The 17,352-nt window shown below is 68.7% G+C and carries 19 protein-coding genes; 7 read left to right on the forward strand and 12 right to left on the reverse strand.

What is annotated here, in order from left to right; genetic code table 11:
- Positions 1-40: 40 nt before the first annotated feature.
- The 6 genes from ACFQRE_RS01300 to ACFQRE_RS01325 form a co-directional block, all read right to left on the reverse strand.
- Entirely contained in the window at positions 41-919 is an 879-nt protein-coding gene (locus ACFQRE_RS01300) for an ABC transporter permease (protein WP_380117986.1), read from the reverse strand.
- Entirely contained in the window at positions 916-2,091 is a 1,176-nt protein-coding gene (locus tag ACFQRE_RS01305; protein WP_380117989.1) for an ABC transporter permease, read from the reverse strand. The genes ACFQRE_RS01300 and ACFQRE_RS01305 overlap by 4 nt, the downstream gene beginning before the upstream one ends.
- A complete protein-coding gene (locus ACFQRE_RS01310; protein ID WP_380117991.1) occupies positions 2,088-3,665 on the reverse strand; it encodes an ABC transporter ATP-binding protein in 1,578 nt (525 codons plus the stop codon). Before ACFQRE_RS01310 ends, ACFQRE_RS01305 begins: the two co-directional genes overlap by 4 nt.
- Positions 3,666-3,677: 12 nt before the next feature.
- Complete coding sequence (locus tag ACFQRE_RS01315) at positions 3,678-4,745, reverse strand: BMP family ABC transporter substrate-binding protein (protein ID WP_380117993.1); 1,068 nt, start codon at positions 4,743-4,745, stop codon at positions 3,678-3,680.
- A 290-nt stretch (positions 4,746-5,035) separates the two neighbouring features.
- Positions 5,036-5,695, reverse strand: a complete 660-nt coding sequence (locus tag ACFQRE_RS01320; RefSeq protein ID WP_380117995.1) for an HNH endonuclease signature motif containing protein — start codon at positions 5,693-5,695, stop codon at positions 5,036-5,038.
- Positions 5,696-5,697: 2 nt separating this feature from the next.
- On the reverse strand, positions 5,698-6,753 hold the full coding sequence (locus tag ACFQRE_RS01325) for a DUF222 domain-containing protein (protein WP_380117997.1): 1,056 nt from the start codon (positions 6,751-6,753) through the stop codon (positions 5,698-5,700).
- Between the two features lie 299 nt (positions 6,754-7,052).
- Between ACFQRE_RS01325 and ACFQRE_RS01330 the strand changes: the two genes are divergently transcribed.
- Positions 7,053-8,120 (forward strand): NAD(P)-binding domain-containing protein, encoded by a 1,068-nt coding sequence (locus ACFQRE_RS01330; RefSeq protein WP_380117999.1) that lies wholly within the window; start codon positions 7,053-7,055, stop codon positions 8,118-8,120.
- Positions 8,121-8,163: 43 nt separating this feature from the next.
- Here ACFQRE_RS01330 and ACFQRE_RS01335 read toward each other — a convergent pair whose 3' ends face one another.
- The 4 genes from ACFQRE_RS01335 to ACFQRE_RS01350 form a co-directional block, all read right to left on the reverse strand.
- A complete protein-coding gene (locus ACFQRE_RS01335) occupies positions 8,164-8,922 on the reverse strand; it encodes an MOSC domain-containing protein (RefSeq protein WP_380118001.1) in 759 nt (252 codons plus the stop codon).
- A complete protein-coding gene (locus ACFQRE_RS01340) occupies positions 8,919-9,350 on the reverse strand; it encodes an OsmC family protein (RefSeq protein WP_380118003.1) in 432 nt (143 codons plus the stop codon). Before ACFQRE_RS01340 ends, ACFQRE_RS01335 begins: the two co-directional genes overlap by 4 nt.
- A gap of 110 nt (positions 9,351-9,460) precedes the next feature.
- Complete coding sequence (locus tag ACFQRE_RS01345) at positions 9,461-10,222, reverse strand: class I SAM-dependent methyltransferase (RefSeq protein ID WP_380118005.1); 762 nt, start codon at positions 10,220-10,222, stop codon at positions 9,461-9,463.
- Between the two features lie 119 nt (positions 10,223-10,341).
- Entirely contained in the window at positions 10,342-11,286 is a 945-nt protein-coding gene (locus ACFQRE_RS01350) for an NAD-dependent epimerase/dehydratase family protein (RefSeq protein ID WP_380118007.1), read from the reverse strand.
- 95 nt (positions 11,287-11,381) lie between these two features.
- Between ACFQRE_RS01350 and ACFQRE_RS01355 the strand changes: the two genes are divergently transcribed.
- The 5 genes from ACFQRE_RS01355 to ACFQRE_RS01375 all read left to right on the forward strand — a co-directional run bounded on the left by ACFQRE_RS01355 (position 11,382) and on the right by ACFQRE_RS01375 (position 14,933).
- Positions 11,382-12,293, forward strand: a complete 912-nt coding sequence (locus tag ACFQRE_RS01355; RefSeq protein WP_380118009.1) for an RNA polymerase sigma-70 factor — start codon at positions 11,382-11,384, stop codon at positions 12,291-12,293.
- Between the two features lie 70 nt (positions 12,294-12,363).
- On the forward strand, positions 12,364-12,786 hold the full coding sequence (locus tag ACFQRE_RS01360) for a VOC family protein (protein WP_380118011.1): 423 nt from the start codon (positions 12,364-12,366) through the stop codon (positions 12,784-12,786).
- Positions 12,787-12,797: 11 nt separating this feature from the next.
- Positions 12,798-13,430, forward strand: a complete 633-nt coding sequence (locus ACFQRE_RS01365) for a GntR family transcriptional regulator (protein ID WP_380118013.1) — start codon at positions 12,798-12,800, stop codon at positions 13,428-13,430.
- Positions 13,431-13,627: 197 nt separating this feature from the next.
- Entirely contained in the window at positions 13,628-13,762 is a 135-nt protein-coding gene (locus ACFQRE_RS01370) for a hypothetical protein (RefSeq protein ID WP_009776817.1), read from the forward strand.
- The gene (locus ACFQRE_RS01375; protein ID WP_380118016.1) at positions 13,746-14,933 is read left to right on the forward strand and encodes a N(5)-(carboxyethyl)ornithine synthase; all 1,188 of its coding nucleotides are present in this window, start codon (positions 13,746-13,748) and stop codon (positions 14,931-14,933) included. The genes ACFQRE_RS01370 and ACFQRE_RS01375 overlap by 17 nt, the downstream gene beginning before the upstream one ends.
- 72 nt (positions 14,934-15,005) lie before the next feature.
- Here the strand turns inward: ACFQRE_RS01375 and ACFQRE_RS01380 are convergent, their stop codons facing one another.
- Entirely contained in the window at positions 15,006-15,434 is a 429-nt protein-coding gene (locus ACFQRE_RS01380) for an NUDIX domain-containing protein (RefSeq protein WP_380118018.1), read from the reverse strand.
- Positions 15,435-15,493: 59 nt separating this feature from the next.
- Positions 15,494-16,396 (reverse strand): NAD(P)-dependent oxidoreductase, encoded by a 903-nt coding sequence (locus ACFQRE_RS01385; protein WP_380118021.1) that lies wholly within the window; start codon positions 16,394-16,396, stop codon positions 15,494-15,496.
- Between the two features lie 112 nt (positions 16,397-16,508).
- On the opposite strand from ACFQRE_RS01385, the gene ACFQRE_RS01390 reads away from it, so the two are divergent.
- Positions 16,509-17,351, forward strand: a complete 843-nt coding sequence (locus ACFQRE_RS01390) for a PhzF family phenazine biosynthesis protein (RefSeq protein ID WP_380118024.1) — start codon at positions 16,509-16,511, stop codon at positions 17,349-17,351.
- Position 17,352: the final 1 nt, after the last annotated feature.

The following is a 17,352-nucleotide window of genomic DNA, read 5'->3' on the forward strand; positions in this document are numbered from 1 at the left end:
GGGTCAGTTCTGTGGACGAGGTCCGTTGGTTCCTCGGCGATCAGCCGACGATGCGCGACTCGCGGTCGTAGTTCTTGCCGAGGAACTGGGGCACGAGTGCCCAGCGGAAGGCCACGCACATGACGAGCAGGGTGGCGACATAGGGGAGCATCGCCACGAACTGGTGCGGGATCCCGATCCCGCTGACCTGGGCCCGCTGAGCGAGCACTTCCATCCCGGCGAAGAATGCGGCCCCGGCGAGGATGAACTGGGGACGCCAGCCACCGAAGAAGGCGAGCGCGATCGCGAGCCAGCCGCGTCCGGCGACGATCCCATCGGCATACACACCCGAGAAGACCATCGGCAGGTAGGCGCCACCCACGGCCATGAGCGCGGCGCCGACGGTCCCGGCCCACATGCGGGTGCGGGTGACATTGATGCCCAACGAGTCGGCCGCCTTGGGGTTCTCACCCACGGAACGCAGCCGCATGCCGGCGTCCGTCTTGTAGAGCCACCACCAGAGGAAGACCGAGAGCCCGATCGCGATGTAGACGAGCACATCCTGACCGAACAGGAAGTCGGGGAGGGGCGCGATCCGCGGCGGCTCGTCGTTACCGATGACCACGCGATAGAGCAGCGACGCAGTGCCGCCGGCGAGGAAGAACAGCGCCAACCCCACGACGAACTGGTCGAGGCGCAGCGACGTCGTCGCCCAGGACAGCACGAAACCGACGGCCGCTCCGGCGAGGGCCGCGACCACGAGGCCGACGAGGTTGCCGCCGGCCTTGAGCGAGACGACATAACCCACGGCAGCGCCGAGCAGCATGAGGCCCTCCTGCGCGACGTTGAAGATGCCGGCTCGTCCGCTGAGCATCGTGCCCTGCGCGACGAAGAGGAACGGCACCATCGCGGTGATGGTGAGGCTGAGGAACTCGGTCATGCGGCCGCTCCCGTCGTAGAGGTGGGGCCTGCCGCGATGCTGGCCCTGCGGGCCGATCGCCCGGCTCGAGCTCGTCGCAATCGTTCGGTGGCGACGTCGGACATGAGCAGGAAGAGCAGGATGAGGCCCTCGAGGATGAGGACGATCTCGACGGGCGCTCCGGACACGCGCTGCATCGACCCGGCTCCGACCTCCAGGACGGCGATGCCGAACGCCACGAAGGGGACGGCGGCGAGGGAGCCGCGCGCGATGAGCCCGATGATGATGCCGAGCAGCAGGAAGTTGGACTGGATCCCCTCGAGGGTGCGCTGGTGCACCCCGGACACCTCGATCGCACCGGCCAGGCCGGCGAGCCCACCCGCGACGACCATCGACATGACCGCCACACGGCCGGTGCGAATGCCGTGCAGCCTGGACGCGCGCTCGTTGAGACCGACAGCCCGCAGCTCGAAGCCGGCGACGCTGCGCTTGGCCATCACGGCGGCCACGACGGACACGAGCACGACGAGCAGGACACCCGTGTGCATCGGAGGGCGACCGATGCCCGGGAGCACGGCACCCTCACCGATGGGCAGGGTCACCGCTCCACCGGCACCGGGGTCGGACCATACGACTGAGGCGATGTAGTCGAGCACCTCGAACGACACGAAGTTGAGCAGCACCGTCGAGAGGATCTCGTTGATGTGGAAGGACTCCATCAGCCACGCCGAGATGGCGGCCCACACGACACCGGCGAGCGTGCCGACGATGAGGACGAGCGGGAGCAGGATGACCATCGGCAGGTCCGACATCGTGATGCCCACGGCAGCGGCACCCACCGAGCCGAGGATCATCTGGCCCTCGCCACCGATGTTGAACCGTCCGGCGCCCAGCGGGATCGCGAACGCCAGGGACAGCAGCGTCAGTGGCGCCCACTTGTGCAGCGTCTGGACCATGCCGGTCTCGTTGCGGAACGAGTTGGTGAGCACCGCTCTGAACGCCTTCGCCGGGTCGTGCCCGAGGAGGGTGATGAGGACGCCGACGACCACGAACGCAGCGAGGACGGCAATGACGTAGGGGACGGCGGCATACGCCATGGTTTTGGCCCGCTGCGCCAGCGGTGGTGCGACGGCGACATCAGGGACGACGTCTGCAGTGTCCGAAGGGCCTGGGGTGTCCGTGTCCGTGCTCATGCGCCGACTCCTGTCATGAGGCGACCGAGGTCGTAGGGGTTGGCCTCGCCGCGCGCGAAGTCGCCGACGAGCTGGCCCGAGTAGGCCACCGTCACGCGGTCCGAGAGCGCGAGGACTTCGTCGAGGTCCTCGGAGATGACGATGACGACGCAGCCTTCGGACGCGGCCCGACGGACGCGGTCATAGACGAACTGCGTTGACCTCAGGTCGAGTCCGCGCGTCGGGTTGTGCAGCAGGAGAAGTTTGGGGTTGTGGGCGAAGGCCCGCGCGAGGATGACGCGCTGGATGTTGCCACCCGAGAGCTGGCCGCAGGGCGTCGCCGCGCTCGGGGTCTTGACGCTGAACTCCTTGATCGCCTCGACAGCCTCCGCGCGCGCTGCGCGCCAGTTGATGAGGCCGGCTCTTGCTCGGGTCCGGTGCGATCCGAGGACGAGGTTCTCGGTGATTCCGGCACCGGGGAGTATGCCGTCGCGCTGCCTGTCCTCGGGGACGTAGACCACGCCACTGTGCAGCCAGGTCGCAGTGGGTCGGCCCACGAGTTCGAGGTCGTCAACGGTGAGCGAGCCTGTGGCAGAGCGGATTCCAGTGAGGGCTTCCGCGAGTTCGCCCTGACCGTTGCCGGCCACCCCGGCGATGCCGAGGATCACACCGGGTGCGAGTGACAGGGACACGTCGTCGACGAGGGGCTTGGCTCCGGGTCCGGCGACGGTGAGGCCGCGGACGGTGACACGGGCAGGGGAACTGGTCACGACGTCCGCGGCCGCACCCTCGGACGAGACCTGCAAACAGGCCTCGCCGAGCTCTTCCTCACCCAGGGCGACGTGGGCAGCCTGAGCCAGCGCGGCTGCTTCGGCATCTCCGCCGGCAACCTCACCGATCATCGTGGACGCGAGGTCGTCGGCGCTGGTGTCCGCCTTGTCGACCGTCGCGATCCATTTGCCGTCCCGCATCACGGTCATCCGATCGCAGACCTCCATGGTCTCGCGGATCTTGTGGGTGATGAGGACGACCGACATGCCGTCGTCGACGATGGCCCGCATCGACGAGAACAGGTCGTCGACCTCCTGCGGGGTGAGGTTGGTCGTCGGCTCGTCGAGGACGAGGATCTTGGCCCCGCGATAGAGCGCCTTGAGGATCTCGACGCGCTGGCGCACGCCGACGGGCAGGTCGGCGACGCGGGCGCTCGGGTCGACCGTGAGGCCGAACCGCTCGGACAGCTCGTCGATCCGCTGCGCAGGCGTCTGGGCCGACCCGTCTGCCGCGGTGAGCTTCGAGGAGTCCGTGCCGAGAACGATGTTCTCGGTGACGGTGAAAACGTCCACCTGGAGGAAGTTCTGGTGAACCATGCCGATGCCCGCCGTGATCGCATCCTTGGGCGAGGAGATGTTGACGGGGGCGCCGTCGATCTCCACCGTCCCGGCGTCGGGCGCGTAGAGGCCATAGAGGACGTTCATCAACGTCGTCTTGCCGGCGCCGTTGCCGCCGAGCAGGCCGTGGATCTCGCGGTCGGCGACGGTGAAGTCGACTCCGTCGAGAGCCACGACCGGCCCGAAGGTCTTGCGAATGCCGGACATGCGGAGCAACGGTCAGCCGATCTTCGCGGTGTTGAGCTCGACCTTGACGGCGCCGGACTTCACGTCAGCCATGGCCTTGTCGACCGCGGCCTTCGCGTCGGCGGGCACGCTGGCGGCGAGCTTGATGGTGACACCGGTGTCGAAGCCGAGGGGGTAGTTGCCCTTCTCCTCGCCGGCCTTGATCTTGGCGAGGACGTCAGCAAGCGGTTTGGTGAAGTCGTACTCGACGGTCCCGGCGTAGTGGGGGCCTGCCGCTGCGGACTTGTCGGTGTACTTCGCCGTCACCCAACCGTCGCCTGCGGCGCGACCCTCGAAAGCCTGGAAGGTGCCTGTCGAGCCCTGGTTGAGGGAGCCGACGATGACGTCCGCGCCCTGGCCGAGGAGCTGGGTGCTGAACTGCTGCGCCTTGGCGGCGTCGTTGAAGTCGCCCGTCCAGACCGGCTTGATCGTGGTCGAGGCGCCGGAGTCCTTGACGGCCTGCTCCATCGCGTGGACCTCAGCCATCGAGAACGGGAGCGAGAGGCCGCCGACATAGCCGACGGTGCCCGTCTTGCTCAGCTTGGACGCGAGAATGCCGATGCCGTAGAAGCCGAGGTGGAACTGGCGGTCGATGGTCCACACGTTCGCCGGCTGGTCCTTGGGGATGCCGTCGTACTCCGCGATGAAGTTCACGTCCGGGTTGTTCTTCGCGACCTTGGCGGTGGCATCGTAGAACTGCGAGCCGTGGGTCCACACGACCGTGGCGCCGTCGCCGACGGCCTCGGTGAGGCGAGCCTCGACGTCGGGGACGGCGACCTTCTCGGTGAAGGAGACCTCGGCGCCGGCGGCCTTCGCCGCGTTGAGCGCCTGGAGGCCGACCGCGTTGTAGTCGGCGTCGTTGGTCGGGCCGGAGAAGATGGCAGCGACGACGGCCTTGCCACCGCCGTCTCCGTCTCCGGTGTCGGTGGTGTCATCGCCGCTGCCACCGCAACCGGCCAGCACGAGGGCCGAGATGGAGGCGAAGGCGAGGGTGGTCGCGGCGCGGCGAGTGAGTCGTCCCGGCGCGGTCAGGGTGGTCAGGGGGGAACGCGAACGGGTCATGGCTGGTCCTCTGGTGCCGGAGCGTCTCTGGGGCTGAGTCACTCGCAGGTGTGCCGAGCAGTCTGTTGCGTCCGTCGCCTGCCCCTCATTGGCAGCACCTGCCCAACGCGTCCAAGGGCTGTTGGCAGTCTCGACCGAAGGGAGCGTGTTGTGTTGCGATCCTGTGTCCCGTTCGTTGCCAAAGACTGCAAAACCCTGACAAACCGGGCTGGTATGCCGCCCGCGCACCTCTTCGCGAGCCTGCACCTTTCGCGGGTCCGCGCTTTCGTACGGTATGAGTCCGCGCCAGCTCAGGGTGTGTTGGCGCGTTCTTCGTCGAGCATCGTGGCGAGGGCGTCGTCGATCTCTGCCTCGCGCAGCGCAGATTCGTACTCGAGGGCTTCGGCTTCGGCCATCCACTCGTCGACCCAGCCCTGGATGACGTGTTCGGGTGGTTCGTCGATCCAGGGGTCGGGTGGTCCGGTGTCGAGGCGGGCGCGTTCGGCTGCTCGCTGCTGCGCGGTGGCACGTTGCTTCGCGCGTTCGCGCCGGATCTGGGTCAGGCGTGCGGGGAGTTCCCGGTCGTAGGAGCCCGGGGTCAGGTCCCACGTCACGCACCGTCCGTGCTCGTCGGGTGTGTGGACTGTCGCGACGAGGCGCTTGTCGTGGACGTGGGTGTGGTGGCGCTGACACAGCAGGGCCGCGTACTCCAGGTCCGTGGGGCCACCATCAACCCAGTGGACCAGGTGGTGCGCCTTGGCCCACCCGGCCGGAACATCACACCCCGGGTAGGTGCACCCCTTGTCGCGGTGCCACAACGCGCGGCGTTGAGCCTTGGTGAAGAGCCGGACCGCGCGACCCACGTCGAGGACCTCCCCGTCAGAGCCGAACACCACCGGGATGAGGTCCGCGTCACACGCGAGCTGGCGCACGATCGCCGGCGACAACATCGTGGCCTGCGCCCGCGACACCATCACCCGCCCACACCCCGAACCAGAGCCAGAGCCAGCTGACACGTCACCGTCGGTGCCTGTGTCGGTGCGGTGCCGGTGCCGGTGTCGGTGGTTTCAGCCTCTGGGAAGTCGGCGAGCAGATCGTCGAAGTCAATCCCGACGTGCAGGGTCGTGGAGGCTCCGCCTGGGGAGGTCTTCTCGGCGTCCTCACCAGACACCCGACCGCACACCGCCGCCAACGCTTCCGCACGACGCTGCTCGGCCGGTCGCAGGTCCCGCTCTCCCGTGACGTCGTTGGGTGAGGGCTTGGACAGCGGCCCGATCACGGCTTCCAGGGTGGCAGCCTGTTGCGGGGTCATCCCGAGCCGGTACTCCGTGATGTCCGCGTCGTTGATCCGCGGCGAGGTCAGATACGCCGACTTCCGCAGCCTCTTCTGCTCGTCGTCGAACTCGCCCTCCACGCCGAACATGGCGATCAGGTGCGGGCGCAGCCTGCGGGCTTCGGCGGGACCCCACTGGACACCGTGGTCCAGGATCGCCTTCGCCACCGTGGGCACGGCTTCGGGGCGCAACTGGTCGGCGAGCTTGGCCATCTCCTTGAGCGCTGTCAGCGCGAGACCGGAACCGATCTCCCCGGTGACCACGCGCGCCCACACAATCCCCTCGGGCCGGCCCGGGTCCGCGTACGCACCCGCTGCGGGACCGTTGGTGGACCACAACCCGCCCGGCACCGAACACGCCACGTCCTGCGCAAGCTGGCCGACCTGACCCGCGCCGTCCTGCTGCAACGACGGCGCGTGCTCACGCACCCAGGAATGCACCGACCCCACCCCGCGACGGGCCGACGTGAACTCACCCCGGTGCGCCGCCTCCGCGGTGACCCGCACCTGTCTGGCAGCAGCGCGCGCTTTGACGTCGTCCATCAACGTCATGAGCTCCGCCAGCTCCGGGCCGCTCAACCGGGGCAGCACGTCCCCCAACGGACCCGCCCCGGACCCGTCACTGGCCAGTGCGTCACGGGCACCCTCCAACGCCGCGCGCAGTCGCGCAACGTCGGTGCCGGGTGTCTTGCTCATGCCTCCATTGTCGTCGAACTCACGTTCGGATGTCAAGCATTTTCGCGTATGCCCTGGGCTGAATTCCCCACTCCCGCAACCCAATTCGCGCAAACGCACACGACACCGGCCGGGAGCGCAACCGGCCCGGACCACGCTACCCACGACCTCCGACAAGCGTCGGGTGAGGTGGGCGGCATACCGAGTCACCGATGGGGATGCGCGCGTTTGTGACGAAGGATCAACTCAGCGTGCATCGCTATATGTGACGAGGGTGAGAAGGGCGGCATACGGAGGCAGACAGGGGTGTTGATGACGACGTGGATGTATGGGACTCGATCGTGATCGGCGCCGGCCAGGGCGGGTTGGCCGCGTCCTTCTTCCTGACCCAGCGAGGCGTCGACCACCTCGTCCTTGACGCCAACCCCCAGGCCGGAGGGGCGTGGCAGCACCGGTGGGACTCGCTCACAATGCAGGACGTGCACGGTGTCGCTGACCTCCCCGGAGAACCTGCCCCCGGCCGCTCGGCAAAGAGGGCCAATGTCACCCTGCCGAACTACTTCGCCGACTACGAGCGACGTCACGGGTTGAAGGTCGTGCGCCCTGTCGACGTCACCGAGGTCACGACTGCGGGCGAGCTGCTCGTCGTCCACGCCGGCGACCGTGAGTGGCGGTCCCGAACCCTCGTCAACGCCACCGGGACGTGGACCCGCCCCAACTGGCCGCGCTACCCCGGGGCCGAGGACTTCGTAGGCGAGCAGTTCCACACCGCCTCCTATCCGGGCCGGGATCACCTGCGCGGCAGGCGAATCCTCGTCGTCGGGGCCGGCGCGTCGGCCGTGCAGTTCATCGGCGAGCTCGCCCCGGCCGCCGACATCGTCTGGGTGACCCGCCGCCCGCCCGTGTGGCGCACGGAGGAGTTCGGACCGCAGACGGGCCTGCAGATCGTGACCGAGGTCGAGAAGCGCGTCGTCGCCGGATTGCCGCCATCAAGTGTCGTGGGGGCCACGGGGCTCAAGCTGCGCGAGCAGGAGCAGGAGGCCGCACGTCTGGGCGCCTACGAGGATCCACGCCCGATGTTCGAGCGCCTGGTCGCCGACGGCGCCCGCTGGGCCGACGGCACCATCGAGACCGCCGACACCATCCTCTGGGCGACCGGATTCCGCTCTGCCGTGGACCATCTCGAGCCTTTGGAGCTGCGCGGACCAGAGGGCGGCATCCCGCTGGAGCGAGTCCAGGGCAACGTCCAGGCGGCGACCACGGCCGTGCGTGACCGGCGGGTCCACCTCATCGGATACGGACCGTCGGCGAGCACGATCGGCGCGAGCCGGGCGGCCCGCAGAGCAGCGCTCGAGGTCGCCCAACAGGTCACCGAGCGCGCTTCCTGAATCCACGGGCCGGGGCGTCCCCCAGGACACGGCCCAGACCGTCTCAGCCGAGAGCGACGCGACCCGGCGTGACAACCCGCGCGCCGAACCCGAAGAGCAGGCGCCCATCATCAGCCCGGACGTGCTCCAGCAAACGCGAATTGCGTTCTCCTGTGATCGGATCCAGGTCGATCACCGCGCACCGCTCCAAGGGTTCGCCTATCTCGATGACCGCCTCACCCAGCTGTAGCCGCGTGCCCGGTGCCGGGTCCTCGTCTGAAACCACGGTGACCGTGGCCCGGAAGCGGACATCGAGAGCCGGCGGCGGGTCCCACGCTCTGCGTGGGCCGGCATACCCACTGGTTTTGAGAGCCTCGGAGAGGCGACGCAAGGCGCCCGTGGTGATGATCGAGATCGGGTCGGCGTAGACGACATCGCCACGCTCCGCCCGCGCCAACGTCACCTCGCGCCCTAGGTGCGCGGAGAACACCGCACTGAGTGCGCTGTCCTGCAACACAATTCGCGCACCTCGTCCCCAATAGTCAGCGACGTGTATGCCGTCCGCGGCGCCTTCCGTCGCCGCTTCCGTCGTCTGCCCGTCCGGGGTGGTCACGGCCAGACGATCGCCGAGATCCGCAGCGACGAGCTGCACCAGGGCCGGGTTCTCAACAGTGCGGAGCACGCGCGCCTCGGCCCTGTCGACGAGGCAGTAGCTGCGGTCGCCGACAGGGCCGTGGTGGTCGAGCTCGATCTCGTCGCGGCCGGTGTGGCGGGTGCCCTTGATGAGGGCGAGGCCGAGCCGTTCGACGCGAAGGCGTGTCACTCCGAGAGGGTCGCCTCGAGCGTGATCGGCACGGCCGAGAGGGCCTGGCTGACAGGGCAGTTCGCCTTGGCGTCCTCGGCGGCGGCCTGGAAGTCCTCTGCGGACATGCCGGGCACGGCGCCGATGACCTTGAGCGCGATCCCGGTGATGCCGGTGCCGGGCACGAACGTCACTGCGGCGGTCGTGTCGAGCGTGGTCGGAGCCGTGCCCGCCTTGGCGAGTCCGTTGGAGAACGCCATGTTGAAGCAGGACGAGTGCGCGGCGGCGATGAGCTCCTCGGGGCTCGTCTTGCCGTTGGCCTCCTCGGCGCGCGAGGGCCAGTTGACGTCGAACGTGCCGATGCCGGACGACTCGAGCGTGACCTGACCGTTGCCGGTGAAGAGGTCACCCTCCCAGTGGTTCGTGGCGGTGCGGGTTGTTCCTGCCATGAAAGCTCCTTGGGTCGAGGTGGTGGGTCGAGGTGGTCTACCTGCACCAGCCTTGCCTGCCACGCGCCGCCACACAAGGGCGGGGGGGCCCTGGAGACTGGAGAAGCAGTTCAGGCGCGGCCGCGGACCGCCCAGGCCACTGCCGTCACCTCGAAGGCGCCCTCGTCCTGGAAGCCGGACCGGCACTCCTCGCGCAGGGCCGAGCGCTCCTGCGGGTCCAGCGACTTCACGTAGTCCCCCGCGGGCCCCACACCCAGGGTGAAGGGTTCCCACCACTCGTCGAAGCTGGGGTGGGTGACGGTGACCGCTATCTCGCCGGACTCGACGTCGGTGAGACCGGCATCCCTGCTGAGCGCCTCGAGCTGCCCCTCACGGGCGCCGGCGAGGTGGGACTCGTCGGTGATCCTCGGGTCCAGACGGCGGGCGGCGCTCCACAGCGGGTTGAGCGGGGACCGGTCGCCCGCGAGATCCCACGTGCAGGCCGACACCTGGCCACCGGGCTTCGTCACCCGCGCCATCTCCGCGAGACCCGTGACGGGGTCCTGCATGAAGTGGACGACGAGCTGGGCGAGGGTCTGGTCGAACTCGTCGTCGCCGAACGGCAACTGCTCGGCGGGGGCGCGATGGACCACGAGGTCGGGGAAGCGAGCGCGAATCGCGTGGACGAACGGTTCCGATGGGTCGGCGGCGGCGACCTGGCCGCATCCCAGCCGGTCGATGAGGACGCTCGTCAGGGCACCCGGGCCACAGCCGACGTCGAGCGCGCGCTCGCCAAGCCGCACCCCGACCCAGTCGGCGAACACTGCGCCGAGCGGTTCGGAGTAGCGACCCATGAAGCGGCCGTACGCCTGCGCAGCAACCTCGAACGTCACGGACACGACGCTACGCCCGTTCCCGCCCGACGGGGAGTCCCCGCCGGGCAGTCCGGGACCGGGAGTGACCGCCGGAGTTCGAGTCGCAGCCCCGTGACGAGTCACGCCCAGGCGACGAGTCACAGCCCGGCGACGAAGCCCTGACGCCAGGACGGGTAGGTCAGGGTCCACCCGAGTTCGCGCTTCGCCTTGTCGTTGGACGCGCCACGGGCCGAGGTCATGAGGTTGAGACCGTGCTCGCCGACGAGGGGCTTCGCGAGCCACGCCGGGACATGGCGTGGCGGCTTGGCGCCGAGTTCGCGCGCCAGCAGCGGCAGCCACTCGGAGACCGGCGCCGGGTCGTCATCGACGACGTTGTAGACACCCGGCGCCCCACGCTCGATCGCGGCGACCGTCGCCGATGCGGCGTCGACGGCGTGGATGAACGACCAGATGCCGGCTCCGGAACCGACGACCGGCAGCTTGCGGCCGCGGATCATCTTCACCATCTCGCTGTCGTCGGCGAGGGTCAGGCCGGTGCCGGGGCCGTAGAACCCGCCATAGCGCAGGGCCTTGGCCTCGAGGTCCGTCGCCGCAAGGACGGCCTCCTCGACGTAGCGGATGGCGGCGAGCGTCTCGCGTGCCTCTGGGCCGACCTGAGGGTCGAAGCCCGCACTCTCGTCGAGGACGGCCGGGCCGGTGCGGGGGGCCGGCCACCCTGCGTAGCTCTGGGCGATGAACTGCCGGACCCCCTGCGCCCGAGCCGCCTCGAGCAGGTGGTCGGTCCCCTCGCTACGGAGCCGGTTGGTCATGGCGAAGTCGCGGTCGAAGTGCTTGGGGTTGATCCCACCCTTGAGGGCGGTGAGCTGGTGGAGGACGACCTCGGGCTGGGACTCCTTGACCGCCGCCATGACCGAGTCGCGGTCGAGTCCGTCCATGAGGACCGGTGTGGCCCCCATGGCTGCGATGGCGGCGCGGTTGTGATCCGTGCGGGTGGTCCCGAACACGGTGTGACCGGCCGCGACGAGGGCCGGGGTGAGGCTGTGGCCGATGGCGCCGGTCGCGCCGGCGAGAAGGATGCGCATGCTCTGCTCCTGAGTCTTCGTGCATGGTGTTGCTGACACCCCTCCGACGAAACAGCCGTTCACCCTGTGACAGCCGATCGTGAAATTCTGTGTCGGTGACCGTTATCGCGCAGTCCCACGACGAACTTCGACCGCTGATGTTCTCGGTGGCCTACCGGATGCTGGGCAGTGTCGCCGAGGCCGAGGACGTCGTCCAGGAGGCGTTCCTGAAGATGACCCGGGCCGCCACCGACGGAACCGAACCCGACAACCTCGACGCGTGGGCCACGACGGTCACGACGCGACTGGCCATCGACACCTTGCGGTCGGCGCGAGTTCGCCGCGAGGCCTACGTCGGGCCGTGGCTCCCCGAACCGCTCGTCGAGGGCCGGGCACCGGACCCGGCCACTCGAGTGGAGCTCGACGACTCCGTGTCCGCCGCTGTCCTCGTGCTCATGGAGCAGCTGACGCCGATCGAGCGGGCTGTGTTCATCCTCCGTGAGGCCCTGGGCTACGACTACCCGGCCATCGCTGAGGTGGTCGAGGCGTCGCAATCCACCTGCCGACAGCACTTTTCGCGAGCGCGGCGACATCTCGCGGAGGGGCGCCCGCGGTTCGAGGCGTCGGCGGAGCGGCGGGACGAGCTTGCGATGGCGTTCCTCGCTGCCGTGGCCGGAGGCGGGCTCGAGGACCTCGAGGCGCTGCTCGCCGAGGACGTAACGTTCTGGGGTGATGGTGGTGGCAAGGCGCCGGCGATCCAGAAGCCGATGCACGGCGCGACAGCGGTCGGTCGCTTCCTCCTCGGTCTCGTCCGCCGCGGCGACGCTCTGGGCATCCGCCTCGAGTTCACGCATGCCAATGGCGATCCGGCCGTCCTCGAGATCGGGCCCGACGGCGACCTCCTCGGCGTCCTCATGATCGACATCGCCGACGGTCGGGTCGTCGGCCTGCGCAACCAGATCAACCCCGACAAGCTCGAGCACCTCGGTCCGGTGGGTGACATGACGGCGCTGCTCGCCGGGAGCTGATCCCCTTGCGCTCTTTGGGACTTATGTATACATTTGTTGGACTTGCACACAACAACCCCTGGAGTATGCCGTGACCGCTCGCCCCTGTTTCCACCTCGCCATCCCCGTCGACGACATCGCCGCCGCCCGCGCCTTCTATGGCGGCGTCCTCGGACTGTCCGAGGGTCGCTCCGCAGAGCAGTGGATCGACTGGAACTTCTACGGCCACCAGGTCGTGACCCACGAGGTCGCCGTTCACCCCGGCCCGGCCGGACACAACCACGTCGACTCGCACGAGGTGCCCGTGCCGCACTTCGGTGCCGTGCTCTCGATCGACGACTTCCACGATCTGTCGTCGAAGATGCAGACGGCGGCCGCGACCTTCGTCATCGACCCCTACCTGCGCTTCGAAGGGCAGCCCGGCGAGCAGTGGACGATGTTCTTCCTCGACCCGTCCGGCAACGCGATGGAGTTCAAGGCCTTCGCGGACGAGTCGCAGATCTTCGCGAAGTAGGGTCGCTGCTCGTGACTTCGAGCGAGGCGGGGACCAAGGCCGACCGGGTGCGTCAGGCGGTGCTCGCCGAGATCATGTCCGGCGCCCTGACACCCGGGACGCCCCTCGACGAGGTGCTTCTGGCCCAGCAGCACTCGGTGTCGCGCACTCCGGTCCGTGAGGCCTTGCGTCGCCTGCAGAGCGACGGCCTCCTCGAGACCGGGGCGCGTCGCCAGCTCCTCGTCGTCGACGTCTCGGTCGAGCACCGGCGAGAGATCACGACCCTGCGCGTGGCCCTCGAGGGTGCCGCCACCGCAGCGGCCTGCGAGCTGCGCGACGAGGACGACCTCGACCGACTGGACCTGCTCCTGCTCAAGCAGCGACGGGCTGCCGATGCCGGCGAGGCCGAGACCTTCCTGCGCCTCGACGAGGAGTTCCATCTGGCGATGGCCGGGGCAGCGCGCATGCCCACGCTGTCGAGAATGCTCGGCCAGCTCGGGGCCTTCGTCCGACTCGGCCGCCTCGGGGAGCCCACCACCACGCCTCACATGCTCGGGCTCGTCGGCGAGCACGAGGAGCTGGTGTCCCTCCTGCGGTCACGCAAGGCCGCGAAACTCCGCACCACCCTCGCCACCCACATCGAGCAGACCCAACCCCGCACCTGACTCCCACACGGCAGGGGCCCTCCCGTTGCGTCTGCGGATCCGGTCGCTGGAACCGCCACATCCGCAGACGCAAGGGGAGCGTGAGGTGAGATGACAGCGGGGGCCGAGAGGGCGGCATACCCGAGGGGTATCTCCCACGCGAGGGCGTAGTCTCCGGACAGCGGGACCCTTCGGGTCTCCCCACCAAGGGACTGATCATGTCCGACAAGTCACCACGCCACGCGTTGACCAAGAAGTCCGGCAAGTCCATCAAGGAAAAGCGGGCCGACAAGAAGTCGAAGGCCGCCGAGTCAACCGGGATCGAGACGACGCTGCATGGCAAGAAGCGCTGACGCCAGTTCCACCGCCCTCCTCACGCTCGGAGTGATGGCTCACTCCCGCAAGGAGAACGAGCACCGGCTGCCGATCCACCCCAGTCACATCGATCGGATCGACCCGGAACTGCGAGCGCAGATCTTCGTCGAGGAGGGCTACGGCCTGCCGTTCGGTGTCACCGACGAGACGCTCGCCAGTCAGCTCGGCGGGGTGCGCACGCGCGATGAGCTCATCGCCGAGTGCGACATCATCCTGCAGCCCAAGGTGCAGTCCGAGGACCTCGCGGAGCTGCGTGACGGGCAGATCGTGTGGGGCTGGCCGCACTGTGTCCAGGACCAGGCGCTGACCCAGGAGGCGATCGACCGCAAGCTCACCCTCATCGCGTTCGAGGCCATGAACCACTGGGCGCGTGACGGCAGCTTCCTCCTCCACGTGTTCCACCTCAACAACGAGCTCGCGGGCTACTCGTCCGTCATGCACGCCCTCGCCCTGTCGGGCACCACCGGCACCTATGGGCGTCGGTTGCGTGCCGTCGTCATCGGCTTCGGTGCAACGGCCCGTGGAGCAGTGACCGCGCTGAGCGCTCAGGGCATCGACGACGTCCGCGTGCTCACGAGCCGCAAGGTTGCCGCCGTCGCCTCACCGATCCACTCGGTGCAGATCGTCCACCTCGACCACGACGACGACGACCCGTCGCAGACGTGCGCCGTGACCAACGAGGGCCGCATCCCCCTCGCGTCCTATCTCTCGGACAACGACATCGTCGTCAACTGCGTGCTGCAGGACACCGCGTCACCGTGGACCTTCCTGCAGGAGAAGGACCTCCGCAGGTTCCGGCCGGGCAGTCTCATCGTCGACGTGTCGTGCGACGAGGGCATGGGCTTCAGCTGGGCCCGACCGACGAGCTTCGAGGACCCGACCTTCACCGTCGGCGACAACATGACCTACTACGCCGTCGACCACACGCCGTCCTACCTCTGGAACTCGGCGACGTGGGTCAACAGCGAGGCGCTCCTGCCGCACCTGCGCACGGTCCTGTCGGGACCTTCGGCGTGGGCGCAGGAGTCGACGATCGAGCGGGCCATCGAGATCCAGGACGGCGAGATCCGCAACACGGACATCCTTGCCTTCCAGGACCGCGAAGACACCTTCCCGTATGCCGTCCGCCCACCTGGCGTGACCGCCTGACCCTGCCGCAACGGCCACGGACCCTCAGGGGTACGGACCCTCAGGGGTACGGACCCTCAGGGGTACGGACCCTCAGGGGTCGGTGCGGAGATGCACGTCGGCCGTTGCGGCTCGGATCGCCTGCAGGATGTCCGGCAGACTCGCCGGGTCGGCAAGCGTCAGGTGTGCCAGATCGGCGGATTCGAACCAGCTGAGCTGGTCGTGCTCGTCCGGCGCGGCATTGACCGGCTCGCCTTCCCAGTGCGCGACCACGAACGCGTGCATCTCGATGCCGGGATCCGTGAACGTCATCGGGATCGGCCGCGGGTCCCGGATGCGCACACCGAGTTCCTCACGGCACTCCCTGATCACGGCCTGCTCTGGGGACTCGCCCGCCTCGATGTGGCCACCGGCGAGATCCCAGCAGTCGGGGTACCAACGCCGCGTCGGGTTCCTGTGGACCATCAGGATGCGACCGTCGCGCACCAACGCCGCGGTGGCGATGGCGACGGGGCTGGACACAACAACACCCCAGCCAGCAACGTCCCCCGCGACACTGGCCGCGGGCAACATCGCCTGGTTCATCGCTGAAGGTCCCTGCCCATCCCGCTCTCGCGGGCCTCGAGCGCCTTGAGGACCACGGCCATGTCGTCCGCTCCCAGTCCCAGCGCAGATGCCTCGGTGAAGAGGTCGTGACACACGTCCATCAGCGGGACCTGGATCCCCGACTCGTGGGCGGCCTCGGTGATCAGCTGCGTGTTCACCGACACGTCCTTGATGGACGCCTGCACCGGGTAGTCGTCCGCGAGCATCATCGACGCCTTCAGTCGCATCGTGGTGCTCGCCATGGGGCCGGCATCCAGGACGCGCACCAACTGTTCGAGATCAAGGCCCTGCTGCTTCGCGAGGTGGAACGACTCCGCGAGCCCGGTGACCTGCGTGATCAGGAACGTGTTGACTGCCAGCTTCATGAGCAACGCCTGCGGAACGTGCCCGCACACTGCCACGTCGCGGCACAGGGACTTCAGGAGAGGTTGGACCACCTGGACCGCCTCGACCTCACCCGCAAGCATCCCCACCAGCTGACCGGCTTCTGCGGTGGTGCGTGACCCTGACACCGGCGCCTCGACGTAGCGTCCACCGTGCGAGCGGATGTCGGTCTCGAGTCCCTGGGAGTAGGCGGGTGACGTCGTCCCCATCGAGACGATGAGGCGGTTCGCAACCCGCTCACCGAAGTCCGCGCTCCCGCGGCCCAGAACGTCGTCAACAGCGCCAGCGTTGGCGAGCATGAGGATGACCACTGACGAACGCGCAAACACCTGGGCCGCTGTCTCGGCCACCAAGGCACCCTCGTCGGCCAGTGCTCGGCTCCTGCCAGTCGTCCGGTTCCAGACCAGGAGCGGATGACCCGCTCGCACCAGGTTCAGCGCGATGGGCTGACCCATGACACCCAGCCCGACAAACCCCACGGACGCGTCGCTCATGCCAACAGTCTGCTTCGCGCACCCACCGTGATCGAGCCATGCGGCAGATCTCAGTCCACAGATCCCGAAGTGGACCTGACCGCGAGGAGGCAGGCATGGCTGGCCTCGCCGTATGCGGATGTGGATCGTCGATGCGTTCGCGGACCGGCCGTTCAGGGGCAACCCGGCGGTGGCCTGTCTGCTCCCCTGCCGGGAGTGGCCTGGTGAGGCCTGGATGCTTGACGTCGCCGCAGAGATGCGCGCGTCCGAGACGGCGTTCGTCCTGCCGCAGCGTGGGCACGAGCCCGAATGGGGACTGCGCTGGTTCACCCCGGTCAACGAGGCACTTCTGTGCGGGCACGCCACGTTGGCCGCGACTCACGCCCTGCGCGGCGCCGGTCTGCTGGATGCCGGCCTGCGTGACGCCAACGGTGAATGGGTCCGCTACTGCACTCGGAGCGGAGTGCTTCGGGTCAGGCCACAGACCGATGGGTTGATCACGCTGGACTTCCCGGCACACGATGCGATCGCGATCGACCCACTCCGCGGACTCCAACAGGCCCTGGGCGGACCGGTGACAGCGTGCTTCCGGACCGAGCTCCTGGACAAGGTGACGGTGCTGCTCGCCTCCGAGCGCGCAGTCCGGGACCTTGCCCCGGACATGGCTGCCATCTCGCGGTTGCCCGTCCGAAGCGTGACTGTGACCGCAGTCGCGGATGATCCCTCCGCCGACTACGACTTCGTCTCGCGCACCTTCTGCCCGGCCGTCGGGATCCCGGAGGATCCCGTCACTGGCGGGGCGCACACCGTCCTGGCGCCGTTCTGGGCCGGCCGGCTCGGGAGGGCGCAGCTGACCGGTTACCAGGCCTCAGCCCGCGGTGGACTCGTGGTCTGTGACGTCCGGGGGGACAGGGTCATGCTCTCCGGGCAGGCCGTCACGGTCGCCACGGGCACGCTGCTCAGCCAACCCGTGTGAC

The organism is Knoellia pratensis (assembly GCF_042666395.1).
GTDB classification, from domain to species: Bacteria; Actinomycetota; Actinomycetes; order Actinomycetales; family Dermatophilaceae; genus Knoellia; species Knoellia pratensis.